Raw genomic sequence first — 15911 nt, 5'->3', positions numbered from 1 at the left:
ACGACCTCCTCGTCCCTTGACCTAGAATACTAAAATAGTAAAGATAGAGCGACCGACTTGCTAGAGCTGCCGCCGGGAGGCATGTGTGACAACCAGCACGGATGCGCACGACCAGCCGAGCGCCCCCGATTTGGTGCACGATCCCTACCCCCACTTCGACCACATGCGCAGGACACAGCCCGTATGGCGCGGCACGCTCATGGAGAGCGACCTGATGCCCGAGGAGCTCAAGAACCCGGAAAACTGGACGTTGTTCGACTTCGACAGCGTCTTCACGGCCTTCCGTGAGGACACGGTGTTCGCCTCGGAGATGTACAACCAGACGATCGGGCTGGTCTTCGGGCCGACGATCCTCGGCATGGCAGGCAAGCAGCATCACGACCATCGCAGCCTGGTGAGCAAGGCGTTCAAGCAGAGTGCACTCGCGGCGTGGGAACCCGAGGTGATCGACCCGATCTGCGATCAGCTGGTCGACGAGTTCAAGAACGACGGCGAGGTCGACCTGGTCAAGGCGGTGACGTTCGAGTTCCCGACGCGCGTCACTGCGGCGCTGCTCGGCCTGCCGCAGGAGGATCTCGAGATGTTCCGGCGGCTATCGCTGGACTTGATCTCCATCACCGAGGACATCGAAGCGGGACTGAACGCGTCGGTCGAACTCGGCACCTACTTTCAGCAGCAGGTGGATCAACGGCGAAGCACGCCGACCGACGACGTCATCGGGGACCTCGTCGCAGCCGAGATCGACGGGGAGAAGCTCACCGACGAGGCCATCATCTCGTTTCTGCGGCTGCTGCTGCCTGCCGGACTCGAGACCACGTATCGGTCATCGGGAAATCTGCTGCAGCTGTTGCTGACTCATCCCGACCAGCTCGAGGCGCTGCAACGGGATCGCGACCTCATTCCCGCCGCCATCGAGGAAGGGATCCGCTTCGAGACCCCGCTGGTCCTGGTGGCACGCAACACCACCCGCGACGTCGAGATGCACGGCATGACGATCCCGAAGGACGCGTCGATCACCTTGTGTATGGGCGCGGCTAATCGCGATGAGAAACGATGGGACAACCCCGGCGTGTTCGACATCCACCGCCCGCGACGCGCACACATCTCGTTCGCCGGCGGCATTCACAGCTGCCTGGGAATGCATCTGGCCAGGGTCGAAACGAAGGCGATGCTGACGAGCCTCTTCGACCGTTTGACCGATTTCCAACTAATCGCCGACGACGATACGAAGATCGTCGGTATGCCATTCCGCTCCCCCAAGCATCTGCCCGTCACGTTTAGGCCCGCCTCGTGAGGACACGCGCAGCGATCCTGCACGACATGGGCCACCAGTGGTCGGTCGAGGAATTCGAACTCGACCCGCCGAAGACCGGCGAGGTGCTGCTCGAAATGGCGTCGGCGGGGCTGTGCCACTCCGACGAGCACATCCGCAATGGCGACATGTCCGCGTCCAACGAGGTGATGCAGTCCTATGGGCTGCCGTCGATGTTCCCGTTGATCGGTGGCCACGAGGGCGCAGGCGTCGTCCTGGAAGTCGGTGCCGGCGTCACGGCGTTCAAACCCGGCGACCACGTCGTGACCTCCTTTGTCGCGGTGTGCGGTCGCTGCCGATGGTGCAACTCCGGGATGGAGTACATCTGCGATATGGGCGCCCAGGTGATGATTCCCGGCATGCCCACCGACGGCACCTTCCGCCATCACACGACCGAAGGCGGCAACCTCGGCCACCTGTCCAAGGTCGGTGCGTTCTCGAAACACACTGTCGTATCGCCGGATTCGATCGTCAAGATCGATCCCGACCTGCCACTGCTACCGATGGCGCTGCTGTCCTGCGGTATTCCGACGGGCTACGGTTCTGCGGAGAACCGCGCCAAGGTGCGCACCGGCGACACCGTCGTCGTCATCGGTGTCGGCGGCATCGGCACCGGGGCGATCCAGGGTGCACGCATCAACGGCGCCGCGCAGATCATCGCTGTCGATCCGGTGGAGTTCAAGCAGAAGTCCGCACTGGGATTCGGTGCCACACACAGCGTCACGTCGACCGACGAAGCCGCCGACCTGGTCCGCGATCTCACCGACGGGGTGATGGCGGACAGCGTCATCGTCTCGCCTTCGCTGATCACCGAGGACGATGTGCAGGCGGCGCTCAGCCTGACGCGCAAGGGCGGCACGTGTGTGCTGACGGGGATGACGAGGCAGACGACGAGTTCCATCGCGATCAACCTGCAGGAGTTCATCCTGTGGAACAAGAACCTCGTCGGCACGGTGTTCGGATCGTGCAACCCGCGGGTGGACATCCCCCGATTCACCAAGCTCTATCAAACCGGGCAGCTGCAACTCGACGAGATGATCACCAGGCGCTACCGGCTCGATGAGATCAACGACGGCTACCGCGACCAGCTCAACGGTGAGATCGTCCGCGGCGTCATCGACTTCAGCCTGGACTGACTCACAAAATGCGCGACGTTCGGCCCTGCCAGTACCGGTCGCGGATGCGCCGCTTGTAGAGCTTTCCATTGGGATCCCGCGGTAGTTCCGGGTCGAATTCGATGGTGCGAGGGCACTTGTAGGTAGCGAGGTTCGTTCGGCAATAGTCGATCAGTTCGGCCTCGAGTGCGGGTCCCGCCTCGACTCCCCCGACCGGCTGCACGACGGCCTTGACCTCCTCGCCGTATTCGTCGTTCGGCACCCCGAATACCGCCGCGTCGACAAGCTTCGGATGCATCATCAGGAGGTTCTCCACCTCCTGCGGGTAGATGTTCACCCCACCGGAGACGATCATGAAAGTCGACCGATCGGTCAGGTACAGGTAGCCGTCATCGTCGACAAATCCCATGTCACCCAGCGATCGCCAGCCGCGGTCGTTGGAGACCGACGCCGTCTTGTCCGGATCCTTGAAGTACTCGAAGTCCGGCCCGCCCTCGAAGAAGAGCTCTCCGGATGCGCCGACGGCGACCTCGACTCCCTGCTCGTCGAGAACGTGCACGGGCGTGATCGGCTTTCCGACCGAGCCGGGATGGGACAGCCACTCCTGCGGCCCGATCCCGGTGCCCGCGAACCCTTCTGTCCCTCCGTAGTATTCGTGGATGACAGGACCGAACCACTCCATCATCTCGTACTTGACTTCGGCCGGGCACGGCGCCGCGGCGTGGATGACGCACTGCAGGCTCGACACGTCGTAGGAGTTCCGGACGGCCTCGGGCAGCTTGAGCATCCGCACGAACATCGTCGGAACGAACTGCGCATGGGTCACGCGGTGGGTCTCTATGAGTCGCAACACCGCCTCGGCGTCGAACTTTCGCATCAGGATCGACGTGGCACCAACGCGTTGCACCGCCATCGTGTAGTTGATGCCCGCCGCGTGATACAGCGGGGCCGGCGAGAGGTAGACGCTCGACGAGGTCATCGCGTAGCGCTGTCCCAATGAATGCTCGAGCACCTTCTGCGCCCACGACCCCCCGCCATCGGTCGGCAGTGGCCGGCGAACAGCCTTTGGCCGCCCTGTGGTTCCCGACGAATACAGCATCTCGGTGCCGTCACAGACCGGCGGTGCATCACCCGCGGAAGCCAGCGCGTCACGGTAGGGCCTCCAGCCGGGCAGTGCGGCGCCGACGCTGATGTGCACGTCGACACCGGAATTGGTCTCGAGAAGGTGCGCGGCCAGCTCGGCCATCGATTCGTCGACGAACAGGGCCTTGACTTCGGAATCGTCGACGACATAGACGACTTCGTCGGCCGTGAAGTGCGTGTTCACCGCGCTGTAGTACAACCCCGAAAGTTGGCAGGCCCAAGTGATCTCGAAGAACTCGGCGCGGTTCGGCAGCACCAGCGCGACACCGTCGCCGGGCCGCAGTCCGGCCTCGTACAGCAGCGCGGCAACACGGCGACTGTTGGCGTAGAGCTCGCCGTACGTGACCGTATCGCCCTCCGCGACGACCACGGCTACCGAGTTCCCGGCCGCGGTCGCGTGATCGGAGATATTCAAGGGCGGCCCTAGGCGGAGGCGCCGTCGGTGGAAGCGGCGGCCTGACGCTTGGCCATTTCCGACGGCAGCACCTTGTCCTTGAACACCCGCTGAATCAGCTCCTGCACATCCTTGCTGATCGACGCGAGCGCGACGAGGTCATTCGAGCTCTGCCAGTGCACTCGCATGCCCATCAATTCCCACGCCCGCTTGAGATTGGCTTTGGTCAGCATCAGCGTCGTCAGCGGAGCCTGGGCGATGTGGCGGGCGATGGCGTCGACACGGTCGTCGAGGTCCTCGCGCTTGACCACCTCGTTGACCAGCCCGACCTCGAGGGCCTTCTTCGCGTCGATCACCTCAGCGGTGAACAGATAATAGGCCGCACGCCGCCAGTTCATGAAAACCCAAGGCTCGATGGAACATTCACCCGATGGCATGCCGAACCCCTGCAGTGGCGGGTAGGAGAAGTAGGCGTCCTCGGAGGCGATCACGATGTCGGTGGTCAGGCCCATATGCGTGCCGCCACCAACACAGTAGCCGTGGACCTGGGCGATGGTCGGCTTGGAGAACTCCCACAGATTCAGGGTCGGCTTGACGAACAGATCGGACTGCGCCTTCCACGGGTGACCCGTCACCATGGCGTTCTCGACGAACGACGGGTAATCGACGGCGTTGTTGCCGATCGCGTGTCCCGAACAGAAGCCCTTGCCGTTCGCCTTCAGCACCAGAACCTTGATGTCGTAATCACGGTCGGCGTCAAGCAGCGCGGCGTCCACTTCCTCGGCCAGCTTCTGGTCCTGCGCGTTGGCCTTCTCCGGCCAGTTGAGCGTGATCTTCGCTATCGCGCCGTCCTTCTCGTAGATGATCCGCTCGCGGGTCTCCTGGAGATCCATGTAGATACCTTTCTGTGTCTTCTCACGAAACAATCAGTCCGATTTCGGCGCCGATGTCATAGGTCGTTCCGATCTCGCCGGTCCACTGCACGGTGCCCGACGCACCCGCCTCGATCTCCTGCTCCACCTTCTCGGTCGCGATGACGTAGATGGGTGTCCCCTCTTCGACCTGTTCGCCGGCGGAGACGAGAAACTCGGTGAGTTCGGCCTCCGAGACGGCCACCGATACCCGCGGAATGCGAATGATGAAGTCAGCCACGGGCGCCCGCCGAGGCGAGGGCCCGCGTTACGGCCTCGACGATCCGTCCTGCCGACGGGTAGAGTTGCGCCTCCAGTGCCGCCGCCGCGGGCGTCGGCACGAACCGTGCGCCCACCCGCTCGATCGGCGCGGTGAGCTCGCTGAAGCATTCCGACTGCAGGGTGGCGACGATCTCGGCACCCGGGCCGGCGAACTGGACGGCATCGTGCACGACGACCGCCCTTCGGGTGCGACGCACCGACTCGACGATGGTCTCGAGATCCAGCGGTACCAGGGTCCGCAGGTCGACGACCTCAGCGTCGACGCCTTGTTCCTGCAGCTGCTCGGCGGCCCTCAAGCACTCCAGGACGCTGCGCCCATAGCTGATGAGGGTGGCGTCGGAACCGGGGCGCTTGACGTCGGCCTGGCCGAGGGGGATCGCGAAGCCGGGATCCGTTGGCACTGAGCCCTTCTGGCCCTGCAGGCGGATGGTCTCGACGAACAGGCAAGGGTCTGGATCGAAGATCGCCGATGTCAGGAGGCCCTTCCCGTCGCGCGGCGTCGACGGGACGATGACCTTCATACCCGGGATGTGCATGAACCAGGCTTCCAGTGTTTGCGAATGCGTTGCGCCGGTGGCGAGTCCGCCGTACACCTGGGTGCGCACGGTGATCGGCGCCGTCGTGCGTCCGGCAGTCATGAACCGCAATTTGGCGGCATTGTTGATCAGCTGGTCGGCGGCGAGACCGATGAAGTCCATGATCATGATCTCGGCGACGGGCAGCAGCCCGTCGATCGCCGCACCGATCGCGGCGCCGACGATGGCAGCCTCCGATATCGGTGTGTCCAGCACCCGGTCGTGTCCGTACTTCGTCGACAGCCCGGCCGTCGGGCCAGATGCTCCCGGGTCGGCGATGTCCTCGCCGAGCAGGAACACCCGCTCGTCGGCCGCCAGCGCCTGATCGAGCGCGAGGTTCAGCGCCTCGCGCATCGTCATTTCCTTCTCGTCCATCTCGGCCATTGGGTGTCTTCCTCAGACGGGATAGCGGATCGGGGCCGCGTACACGTCGCGGTCGAGTTCGTCGATCGACGGTGTGTCGGCACTCATGACTGTGTCCAGGGCCTGTTGCACCTTGATGAGGGCGCCCTCGTCGATGCCGCTGAGCTCGTCGTCGGTGCAGATGCCGTCGTCTATCAGGTGTTTCCGGAAGCGAGGCACCGGGTCGGCCTCCATCGCCGCGGATAGCTGCTCTTTGGGGATGTACGGCATCCGGTCGCCGAAGTAATGGCCGCGGAAGCGGAAGGTCACGCACTCGATGAACGTGGGGCCCTCACCGTTGCGCGCCTTGCCGATCGCCTCGGCGAGCACACCCAGAACTGCAAGCGGATCGTTGCCGTCCACCTGCACACCGGGCATGCCGTAACCCGCCGCGCGGTCGGCGACGCGTTCGAGTTTCATCGTGTCGCGGGTGGGGGTCATCTCCGCGAAGAGGTTGTTTTGGCAGACGAACACGATCGGCAGATCCCACAGCGCGGCCATGTTGGCGGCCTCGTGGAACGATCCGGTGTTCGTCGCGCCGTCACCGAAACTCACGACCGTGACGCGGTCGAGGCCCTTGCGTTTGGCCGCCATCGCGAGTCCGACCGCGACCGGCGGTCCGGCGCCGACGATGCCCGTCGACAGCATCACACCCTTATCGGGTTTGGCGATGTGCATCGTGCCGCCCTTGCCGCGGCTGGCACCGACGGTGCGACCCATCATCTCGCCGTAGATCTCCTCCAGCGGAACATCTTTGCCGATCAGATCGTGCAAGCCGCGATAGGTCGTCACCAGCTGGTCGTCGGCGCGCAGCGCGACACCCATCGCGGCAGCGATGGCTTCCTGGCCGCGCGACGGCCAATACACGCACATGAATTCGCCGGTCCCGATGCCCTTGCTCAGCCTGTCGTCCGCGGCCTTCATCAGCACCATCAGCGCATAGATCCGGCGTTGAACCTCCAACGGATACGTCACGGCCCCAGAGTTCCGATCTCGCGGTACACCTTGGGAATTGGCTTTGGATCCATCGCGAGGTTGTCCAGGCCCGTCATGGATCCGGTGGCGCCCAGTTCCCCGAGGCGCTGTACCGCGGCATCGAGGTCGTCACAGTCGAGTTCATAGATCGCGATGAAGGGGCCTGCCCCATCATTCGGAGCGAACCGGCGTGCGGAAACGATGCCTTCCACCGAAAGGATCTGTGCCAGATGTGTGTCGTTGTACCACGTGTGGTACTCGGCCTCACGATCCGGCGAGGCCGGCATGGTCTCCACGTACATGATCCCTCTGGGCACCGTTGCTACTCCCCTCTTTTCGGTCCTATGGGCCAGACCACGGCTTGATCTTCAGAAAGCCACCGGCGTCGACGCGCAATTGCTGGCCGGTCACATAGCGGGCGGCGTCGCTGGCCAGGAACAGCACGGCTTCACTGATGTCCTCGGGCTCCACATAAGGAATCGGCATCCCCTGGATCATCGGGAAGACCATTTCGGCGTCCTCACGGGTAGGATTCGGCAGGTCTGGCCGAAATGCCTTGTACATCGGTGGGCTGTGCAGCATGTCGGTGTTGACGTTCGTGGGGTGCACAGCGTTCACGCGGATCTGCTCTGGGGCCAGAGTGCGAGCCAGATCGTTGACGTAATGCGCGACAACCTGTTTGGCGAACGCATAACCCGCGCCACCGGGTCCGCCATCCATACCGGCGGTGTTCACCGCCGTCGCCATGAACGCAGCCACCGAACCGGTGGCGATGATGGAGGCGCCCGCGTGCAGATGTTTCATGCTGGCGTGAATGAGGTTCATGACTCCGATGAGGTCGACGTCGACCGCGTCGACGAACGCCTGCGGAGGCAGTCCCGCGGTCATCGGGCAGATGCCGGCATTGGCGACCACGATGTCGAGTTGGCCGAACTCGGCCACGCCGCGGTCGATCGCGGCCGAAAGCCCGGTGCGATCGCGGACATCGGCGATTTCCGTGTACGCGCGCTGACCCTCTTTCTCGACCAGCCTCGCGGTCTCGTCGAGGTCCTCGGGCCGTGCGAGTGGGTAGTCGTTGGTTTCGATGTCGGCGCAGATGTCGACGGCGATGATGTCGGCGCCCTCGGCGGCCAGTATGCGCGCGTGCGAACGCCCCTGACCTCGAGCGGCTCCGCTGACCAGCGCCACTTTGCCCGTCACCCTGCCCATGACCGAACCTCTCTGCGTGTGACGGCCCGACGGCATGCGGCCGCCCCGGAACATCCCCGATATCCGCGCCGCAACATGGCTGCGACTGTAACGCCAGCGGTAGCTATACTACCTAAAATTATAAAGAAACCAATCAGCTCGATCCCGAACAGGAAACCGTGGACTTCTCATATCCGGCGGAGGTGGAACCGTTCCGCAAGGAGTTGCGGACGTGGCTGTCCACCAACCTGACGGATGCGGTGCGGGCCGCCGACCGGCAGCGCGGCCGCGACGCACAGGCGTTCGAGATGCTGCGGGCGTGGGATGCGACGGTGGCCGACGCAGGCTGGGGCGCGGTGTCCTGGCCGCAGGAATACGGCGGGCGTGGGGCGACGGTACTCGAGCAGTTGGTCTACGCGGAGGAAACGACGCGGGCACGAGCTCCCGTGCCGCTCAACGTGATTGGCATGAACAATATCGCACCCGCCATCATGCAGTACGGGACCGACGCGCAGATGCGACAACTTCTCCCCCGAATGGTGCGGGCCGACGATATCTGGTGTCAGGGCATGTCCGAGCCCGACGCCGGTTCCGATCTGGCCTCCCTGCGCACGCGGGCGGCGCGCGACGGCGACGATTTCGTCGTCAACGGCCAGAAGATCTGGACATCGCTTGGCCATCGGGCCGACTGGTGTCAGTTGTACGTGCGTACCGATCCAGACGTCTCCAAGCACAAGGGCATCTCCTGTCTCATCGTCGACATGAGGTTGCCCGGCATCGAGGTCCGACCGTTGGTGACCATCAACGGGGATGCCGACTTCGCCGAGGTGTTCTTCACCGATGTCCGGGTCCCCGGTGACGCACTGCTCGGACCCCTCAACTCGGGCTGGCAGGTCGCGACCACGACGTTGAGCCACGAACGGGCGGGCGCGGCGCGGTTGTACGCGCAAATGGAGGCCCAACTCTGCGACCTCGTCGCCGACCTCAAGGAGCATGTCGTCGACGGCAGGCCTGCACTCGAGAACAGTTCGACATTGCGCCGGCTGGGCGAGGTCGCCGTGCGCATCAAGTACCTCGAGTTGTTGTGCAAGCGGTCAATATCGGCGATGTTGCACGGCGGCGATGCGCTCGGATCGGCCAGCCTCGCCAAGAGCGTGTGGGCCGAACTGGGCCAGGACCTCGCCGAGCTAGCGTTCGACGTACTCGGACCGCTGGACAGTGGACGATGGGCCGACCGTCGGCTGTCGTCGCGTTCCTTGACCATCGCCGGCGGGACCACCCAGATCAACAAGGGCATCACCGCGACTCGAGTGTTGGGTATGCCGAGGCGATGAACCTCGAACTCGACGACGAACAGGCTGCGCTGCGCGACACCGTGCGGCGCTACCTTGCCGAAAAGGCAAGCTTGGCAACATATGTGCGCCCGCGACTCGACGATGAGGTGGCCGGTGCCGACCAGGTCTGGCGCGGGCTGGCGGCGATGGGCGTCACCGGCTTGCTGGTGCCCGAGATCTTCGATGGCGCAGGCATGACGATGGTCGAAGCCGGCGTCGTCGCCGAAGAACTCGGGGCCGCGCTGTACCCCGGTCCCTGGTTGTCCACCGCCGTCGCGGCGACGCGGGCGCTGGTGCGCACGGATGCTGACAAGACTGCGGCAGGATTGCTTACCGGAATCGCCAAGGGGTCCACCATCGCCACGCTGGGCCCGCTGGCGGGTCCGCGGCCGACGGCGATCGATGGCTCGACGCTGCGTGGCACCGTCACCGGCCTCCCGGACGCTGACGACGCCGACGTCGTCCTGGTTTTCGCCGCGGAGGGCGACGGCGTCGGGTTGTACTCCGTCGACACGTCGTCGGTGGGCGTGGCCATGACGCCGTGCCGCCATGTGGACCCGACGCGCATGCTGGCCGATGTCGAGCTCGACGATGTGTCGGCGCAACGGCTCGCGTCGGCAACCGACCAGGCGATCCGCGCCATCGTCGACGACGTGGTGATCGCCTACGCCGCCGACGCGCTCGGCGCGGCGACCACAGTGATGAACCTCGCCATCGAGTACGCCAAGGTGCGCAAGCAATTCGACCAGCCGATCGGGAGCTTCCAGGCTGTCCAGCATCTGTGTGTCGACATGTACGAGGCGGTGGAACTGGCACGCAGCGGCGTGCTGCACGCGTTGTGGGCCGCCGATGCGGCCGAACCCGCGGAACACCACCTAGCTGCGTTGCGCGCCAAGGCATTCGCCGGGCAGCTGACCAAGGTCGGCGATACGGCGATCCAGGTGTTCGGTGGTATCGGCTTCACGTGGGAGCACGACGCGCACCTGTACCTGAAGCGTCTGTTGGGTTGGAGCGGGTTCCTCGGTTCGTCCGACCGTTATCTCGAGGAAGTGGGGAGGGGATTGCAATGACCGGAGTTCTCAGCGGTGTGCGTGTCGTCGAGTTGGCATCGTGGACATACGTTCCCTCGGCAGGCGCGGCGCTCGCGGATTGGGGCGCCGATGTCATCAAGGTGGAGGACGTCAAGGCGGGCGATCCCGGCCGGGCGCTGGTCATCGGCGGATTCACGAAGGAGAACGCGCGGGCGCACATCGACTTCATCCTCGAGATCGGCAACCGGGGCAAACGCAGCATTGCCCTCGACATCAAGTCCAAGACCGGCCGCGAGTATTTCGGACGCCTGCTCGCCACCGCGGACGTGTTCCTGACCAACTGGCTGCCCGGTCCGCTGGAACGGGCCCGGCTGACGGTGGAGGACGTCCGTTCGTTCAATCCGAACATCATCATCGCGCGCGGTACCGGCACCGGCGTGCGCGGGCCTGATCGCGACAAGGGCGGTTTCGACGCCGCCACCTATCTGTCTCGCGGCGGGGTGTCGTACACGATGACACCGTTCGGTACCGAGACGCCCGCCGTGCAGGGCCCCGGATTCGGTGACCTGCAGGGGGGAATCACGCTCGCGGGCGGGGTGTGTGCCGCGCTGTTTCATCGCGAGCGCACCGGCGAGCCGAGCATCGTGGACTCATCGCTGTTGGCGCAGGCGATGTGGTCGATCGCGCCGTCGATATCGGTCGCCGACCTCTTCGACATCGACGGCATCCCCGGCGCGCCACCGGGCCTTGCGATCAATCCGCTGGTGAATCGCTACAAGACGCGCGACGGCCGCTGGATCCAGATGGTCTTTCTGCAGCCGGACCGATTCTGGGCGGGCTTCTGCGAACGGATCGGCCTCCCCGAACTCGCCACCGATGAGCGGTTCGTCCCGTCGAGCAACCTGATAGCCAACGCGACAGAGGCGTGCGCGCTTGTCGGAGAACGGCTGGCCAGCGAGGATCTGGACCACTGGCGCACCGTTCTCGCGGACGAACCGGGTGTGTGGGCGGCGCTGGCCACTCCGAAAGAGACACTCAATGATCCGCAGGTCAGGCCCAACGGCTATGTCGTACCCAATGTGGACGACCAGGGTAACGAGTACCAGATCGTCGCCGCCCCAGTGCAATTCAACGAAACTCCGCCCGCGGCGGCACGCGCACCCGAACACGGGCAACACACCGAGGAGATCCTACTGGAGCTCGACCTCGACTGGGATGACATTTCGGCGGCAAAGGACAGCGGAGCAATTCTCTAGGAGGCCACGATGGCACTTGAAGCGGTCATCTACGAGCGCGAGCCACCCATCGCGCGGATCATCCTCAACCGGCCCGACAAGGCCAACACCAAGGACGCCCAGCTCGTTCAGGAGGTCGACGCGTGCCTGCGGGAAGCCGACCGCGACAAGGAGATCAAGGTCGTCATCCTGAAGGCCAACGGCAAGGGCTTCTGCGGCGGGCACGTCGCACGGTGGGGTCCGGATGAGAACCCGTATCCGGACTTCGGCGACACGTTCGAGGATCTCTACAAGGGCACCGCCGACCTGTTCCTGTGGCCGACGCTGTATCTGTGGGAGTTCCCGAAGCCGACGATCTCGCAGATCCACGGCTACTGCATGGGTGGCGGGATCTATCTCGGCCTCCTGACGGATTTCTGCGTCGCGTCCGACGATGCATATTTCCAGATGCCGCTCGCGCACAGCCTCGGCGAGCCCGGCGGTCACACCATGATCGAGCCGTGGCTGTTGATGAACTGGCATCGGACCATGGACTGGCTTCTGTTGGCGCCCACGCTGTCCGCGCAGGAGGCGCTGGAGTGGGGGCTGCTCAACAAGGTAGTGCCCCGCGATCGGCTCGAGGACACGGTGGAGGAGATGGCCCGCAAGATCGGCCAGATTCCACTGACGACGTCGATGGCGGTGAAGAACAACGTCAAGCGGGCATATGAGCTGATGGGTATGCGGGTGCATCTTCAGGTCAGCCATATTCTGACGAACATGGTCGGGGCGGCCAGCGACGTTCAGGAGCGGCGGCGTCAACTGATCGAATCCGGCAAGAAGCCACGCGATTTCATCGACGACTCGTAGCGAATTCGGCGCGCAAACCGACCGCAGCGGTGCGTCAGCGCGCCAAATCCGCCCCAGCGGCGTGGCGGGCGGCGACGTAACCGAAGATCATCGTGTTCGCGATGCTGCCGCCCGCGCCCAGGTAGTTGCGACCCATCACCGTCGCGGTGATATTGCCCGTCGCATAAAGGCCTTCGATGACTTGATCACGCTCGTTGAGCACCTGAGCGTGCTCGTTGGTGATCACTCCCCCGCAGGTGCCGACGTCGGCGGGCAACACCCTGGTCGCGTAATACGGGGCCGCGTCGAGCGGACCGACGGCGGCGTTGGGTTTGTATCCCGGGTCGCCGAGGCAAACGTTGTACGCCGACTGGCCGCGCCCGAAGTCGGGGTCAAGGCCCTTGGCGGCGTGCTCGTTGAACCGATTGACCGTGAATTCCAAGGCGCCTGCGGGCACGTCGATCTGCCGCGCCAGATCGGCGATCGTGTCGGCCCGCTTGACCACACCCTGTTCGATCAACGCCTCTGACAGGCTGCGCCTCTTCAGCGGATTCGCCCCCGACACGTAGCGACGGACATAGCCCTCATCGAACACCTGCCAGCAGGGCACCGCCTTGTTCGCATACATCGCCTTGCCGACCTCGACGTAGGAGTTCGACTCGTTGCAGAACCGCTTGCCGGTGTTGTCGACGTAGATGGCGCCGGGACGCTGGCGCCCGGAACCCAGTGACGCCGCCCCCGGATCTTGGATGAAGACCATTGGCAGCCACCAGGCTTCATCGAGCAGGTCGGTCTTCGCCCCCAGCGCCATCGCGGTCTGCAACACCTCGCCGGTGTCGCCGGCGTTGGCGATCGACCACGTGCCCTCGTTGGGCTGGTCGCCGCTGTACTGACGGCGCATGTCCGCATTGCGGCTGAACCCGCCCGCGGCCAGCAGCACACCCTTGCGGGCTTCGACGTTCATCGTCGTGCCGTCGCGCGTCACCCGGGCGCCGACGACGCGACCGTCTTCGACGATCAGGTCGTCCACCGCGGCGTTGGTCCAGATGGGCGGCTCGCCGCCGAAATCGAGCAGCGCCTTCAGGATTTGACCGATGAGCGACGCACCGTTGGTCATCAGGTCACGGCGTCGGAGCTTCGCGAGGTTGGTGCGCAGGAATACTCGCGTGGCCGTGGCGAACGCCCGTGGCGAACGGTTGAAGTACTGCACGGCGCGTAACTCGTTGGTCTTGACGACGAACCCGTAGTTCTTCGCCATCGACGGCTGGACTTTGTCACTCCAGTCTCCGAGCTCGGCGGCGTTGTACGGCACACCCTCGACCGACCGCCCGGCCGCGTTGCCACCTTTGTGGTTCGGGTAGTAGTCGCTCCAGCCCGGACACCGCACAAGTCGAACACCCTTGTGCACAAGCAGATTGATCATGTCGCTGCCTGCGGTCAAGAATGTCTCACGGCGGGCGGCCGACGAAGCTTCCCCGATGTCGCCGACCACATCATCGAAGTAGGCCAGGCCGTCCTCGTGGGTGTCGGGTATTCCGTCGGCGCGCATCAATGGGTTGTTCGGCAGCCACACCATGCCACCGGACATTCCGGTAGACCCGCCGACGAGGTCCTGCTTCTCGACGACCAGGGGTTCGATCCCGGAGTCGAGCGCGGCCAGCGCAGCGACCATCCCGCCACCGCCACTCCCCGCTATCAGAAGGTCGACGGACGCATCCCAATTCACCATGTAGGAACTTTCTCCGAGAGCCCGAGGTCTGCGACGGGCACGTCGATCGTCGTGTTGGTCTTTTGAATCGCCGGCACCAGGCTCTCGTACGGCAAGCCCGCGAGAAAGCCGTCGATGACCCGCTCGAAGTTCGAGATCAACCCCTCGATCTGATTCGACAACCGCATGTACTCGAACCCCTTGGCGTGCAAGCCCTTCTGCTGCCGCGGCAGGTTCGAGAAATCCTGGGCGGGAATCATCGGCCAGCTCGGATCGTCGGGGGCGAGCGGCTCGGGTGCGGTGGGCCTGCCCGGCGCCTGGTCGTTCGGGTAGCGGGTCAGCGACCACACCTCGAACAGCGTCTCCTCCGGGCCGAGCGGCCGTATCCGATACGACGACGCGCTGCTGTACTGCGGCAGGATGAAGTAGTGCGGGAAGCAGAACCCGATCGCATCAATCGCTTTGCGGCGATCCAGGTCGTTGAGGTCGGGGAAGTCGCAGTCGCGGGCCCTGTGCCACTTGGTGACCGCGTCGTTTACCGCGCCGCGCCATGTCGCCATCGCCTGCGCCGGATCGTCCGGGAGCGACATGTGTTGCAGCCCTTCGGCGATCCGGATGTCGTTCTCATGGGTCATACCGCCCATTCCGGATCCGAGCGTCCGCATGAAATACAGGCTTGCCTGCACGACCGGATGCGTGTGCGACGAATCGGGGCTGTACGCCGACGGCAGCAGCTGCGGATGCGTCTGCGGTACGTGATAGCCCTCCATGAAGGCCGCGGTCGCCAGCTTCCAGTTCACCGGCAGCAGGCACGACTTCCACCACTCGGTGCGCAGCGCCTCCACCTTGAACTCATCGTGACGGGACGCGAACGGTTCGATGCAGTCGCGCAGCGGTGGTGCCTCGTCGTCGAGATTGATCCACGCGCAACCGCCCCACAGCTCACACCGCACCGGCGTCAACTCGAGTTCGGAGGCGTCGAGGTTCGCGTCGTCGAACATCTCCGAGCGCAGCACGAAGGTGTTCTTGCCGTCCAGCCCCCAACACCATCCGTGGAACGGGCACACGAAGGTGCGGCGTGACCCGCAGCCCTCGACGAGTTTCATTCCGCGATGGCGGCACGAGTTGTAATAGGCGCGCACGGTGTCGACGTCGACGCGCACGACGATGATCGACTGGTCCAGAATCTCGTATTCGACGAAGTCGCCGGGCTTGGGGATCTCCTCGAGGCGGCACGCCATCTGCCAGACCCGCGGCCAGAACAATTCGGTCTCCAGCGCATAGAAGTCCTGGTCGTAGTAGCGCTGTTTGGGGATGCGGTCCGCGCTGCGCACGGCCCACGGCACCGGGAGCGGTGTCCACTCCACGTCGGTCATGTGCTCACCCCATCACGCCCCGGCGGCCAGTTTTCGTATCTTAGCAAAAATAGCAATTCGGGCCCGGGGCCGTCTCGAGTCATCGAGCGGGCTGCCGCAGAA

General features: G+C 64.6%; 15 protein-coding genes. 6 read left to right on the top strand and 9 right to left on the bottom strand.

Going from position 1 to position 15911, the window contains the following annotated elements:
• The first annotated feature begins 85 nt into the window (after positions 1 to 85).
• Positions 86 to 1294, top strand: coding sequence for a cytochrome P450 (locus CSQ99_RS11200; RefSeq protein ID WP_099039121.1), 1209 nt, complete (start codon positions 86 to 88; stop codon positions 1292 to 1294).
• Positions 1291 to 2448, top strand: coding sequence for a Zn-dependent alcohol dehydrogenase (locus tag CSQ99_RS11195; protein ID WP_099039120.1), 1158 nt, complete (start codon positions 1291 to 1293; stop codon positions 2446 to 2448). The genes CSQ99_RS11200 and CSQ99_RS11195 overlap by 4 nt, the downstream gene beginning before the upstream one ends.
• Before the next feature lies 1 nt (position 2449).
• Here the strand turns inward: CSQ99_RS11195 and CSQ99_RS11190 are convergent, their stop codons facing one another.
• The 7 genes from CSQ99_RS11190 to CSQ99_RS11160 are packed head-to-tail and all read right to left on the bottom strand — an operon-like array spanning position 2450 to position 8318.
• A complete protein-coding gene (locus CSQ99_RS11190; RefSeq protein WP_099039119.1) occupies positions 2450 to 3985 on the bottom strand; it encodes an acyl-CoA synthetase in 1536 nt (511 codons plus the stop codon).
• 8 nt (positions 3986 to 3993) lie between these two features.
• On the bottom strand, positions 3994 to 4857 hold the full coding sequence (locus CSQ99_RS11185; RefSeq protein WP_099039118.1) for an enoyl-CoA hydratase-related protein: 864 nt from the start codon (positions 4855 to 4857) through the stop codon (positions 3994 to 3996).
• Between the two features lie 22 nt (positions 4858 to 4879).
• On the bottom strand, positions 4880 to 5116 hold the full coding sequence (locus CSQ99_RS11180) for a biotin/lipoyl-containing protein (protein ID WP_099039117.1): 237 nt from the start codon (positions 5114 to 5116) through the stop codon (positions 4880 to 4882).
• On the bottom strand, positions 5109 to 6107 hold the full coding sequence (locus CSQ99_RS11175) for an alpha-ketoacid dehydrogenase subunit beta (RefSeq protein ID WP_099039201.1): 999 nt from the start codon (positions 6105 to 6107) through the stop codon (positions 5109 to 5111). The genes CSQ99_RS11180 and CSQ99_RS11175 overlap by 8 nt, the downstream gene beginning before the upstream one ends.
• 21 nt (positions 6108 to 6128) lie before the next feature.
• A complete protein-coding gene (locus CSQ99_RS11170; RefSeq protein ID WP_245908865.1) occupies positions 6129 to 7067 on the bottom strand; it encodes a thiamine pyrophosphate-dependent dehydrogenase E1 component subunit alpha in 939 nt (312 codons plus the stop codon).
• A gap of 38 nt (positions 7068 to 7105) precedes the next feature.
• The gene (locus tag CSQ99_RS11165; protein WP_245908860.1) at positions 7106 to 7426 is read right to left on the bottom strand and encodes a hypothetical protein; all 321 of its coding nucleotides are present in this window, start codon (positions 7424 to 7426) and stop codon (positions 7106 to 7108) included.
• A gap of 25 nt (positions 7427 to 7451) precedes the next feature.
• Positions 7452 to 8318: a mycofactocin-coupled SDR family oxidoreductase gene (locus tag CSQ99_RS11160; RefSeq protein ID WP_099039114.1), complete on the bottom strand. Its 867-nt coding sequence runs from the start codon at positions 8316 to 8318 to the stop codon at positions 7452 to 7454.
• 158 nt (positions 8319 to 8476) lie between these two features.
• On the opposite strand from CSQ99_RS11160, the gene CSQ99_RS11155 reads away from it, so the two are divergent.
• Genes CSQ99_RS11155 through CSQ99_RS11140 form a run of 4 tightly spaced genes read left to right on the top strand, consistent with a single transcriptional unit; the run spans position 8477 to position 12746 of the window.
• On the top strand, positions 8477 to 9631 hold the full coding sequence (locus CSQ99_RS11155; RefSeq protein ID WP_099039113.1) for an acyl-CoA dehydrogenase family protein: 1155 nt from the start codon (positions 8477 to 8479) through the stop codon (positions 9629 to 9631).
• Complete coding sequence (locus tag CSQ99_RS11150) at positions 9628 to 10701, top strand: acyl-CoA dehydrogenase family protein (RefSeq protein WP_099039112.1); 1074 nt, start codon at positions 9628 to 9630, stop codon at positions 10699 to 10701. The genes CSQ99_RS11155 and CSQ99_RS11150 overlap by 4 nt, the downstream gene beginning before the upstream one ends.
• Positions 10698 to 11918, top strand: a complete 1221-nt coding sequence (locus tag CSQ99_RS11145; RefSeq protein WP_099039111.1) for a CaiB/BaiF CoA transferase family protein — start codon at positions 10698 to 10700, stop codon at positions 11916 to 11918. Before CSQ99_RS11150 ends, CSQ99_RS11145 begins: the two co-directional genes overlap by 4 nt.
• 9 nt (positions 11919 to 11927) lie before the next feature.
• A complete protein-coding gene (locus CSQ99_RS11140) occupies positions 11928 to 12746 on the top strand; it encodes an enoyl-CoA hydratase-related protein (protein ID WP_099039110.1) in 819 nt (272 codons plus the stop codon).
• Between the two features lie 34 nt (positions 12747 to 12780).
• Here the strand turns inward: CSQ99_RS11140 and CSQ99_RS11135 are convergent, their stop codons facing one another.
• Together CSQ99_RS11135 and CSQ99_RS11130 are read right to left on the bottom strand one after the other, a co-directional pair.
• A complete protein-coding gene (locus CSQ99_RS11135; protein WP_099039109.1) occupies positions 12781 to 14454 on the bottom strand; it encodes an FAD-binding protein in 1674 nt (557 codons plus the stop codon).
• A complete protein-coding gene (locus CSQ99_RS11130; RefSeq protein ID WP_099039108.1) occupies positions 14448 to 15809 on the bottom strand; it encodes an aromatic ring-hydroxylating oxygenase subunit alpha in 1362 nt (453 codons plus the stop codon). Before CSQ99_RS11130 ends, CSQ99_RS11135 begins: the two co-directional genes overlap by 7 nt.
• Positions 15810 to 15911 lie beyond the last annotated feature (102 nt).

Source organism: Mycobacterium neglectum, assembly GCF_002591975.1.
Lineage (GTDB): Bacteria > Actinomycetota > Actinomycetes > Mycobacteriales > Mycobacteriaceae > Mycobacterium > Mycobacterium neglectum.
This window is presented reverse-complemented; position numbering and strand designations above follow the sequence as displayed.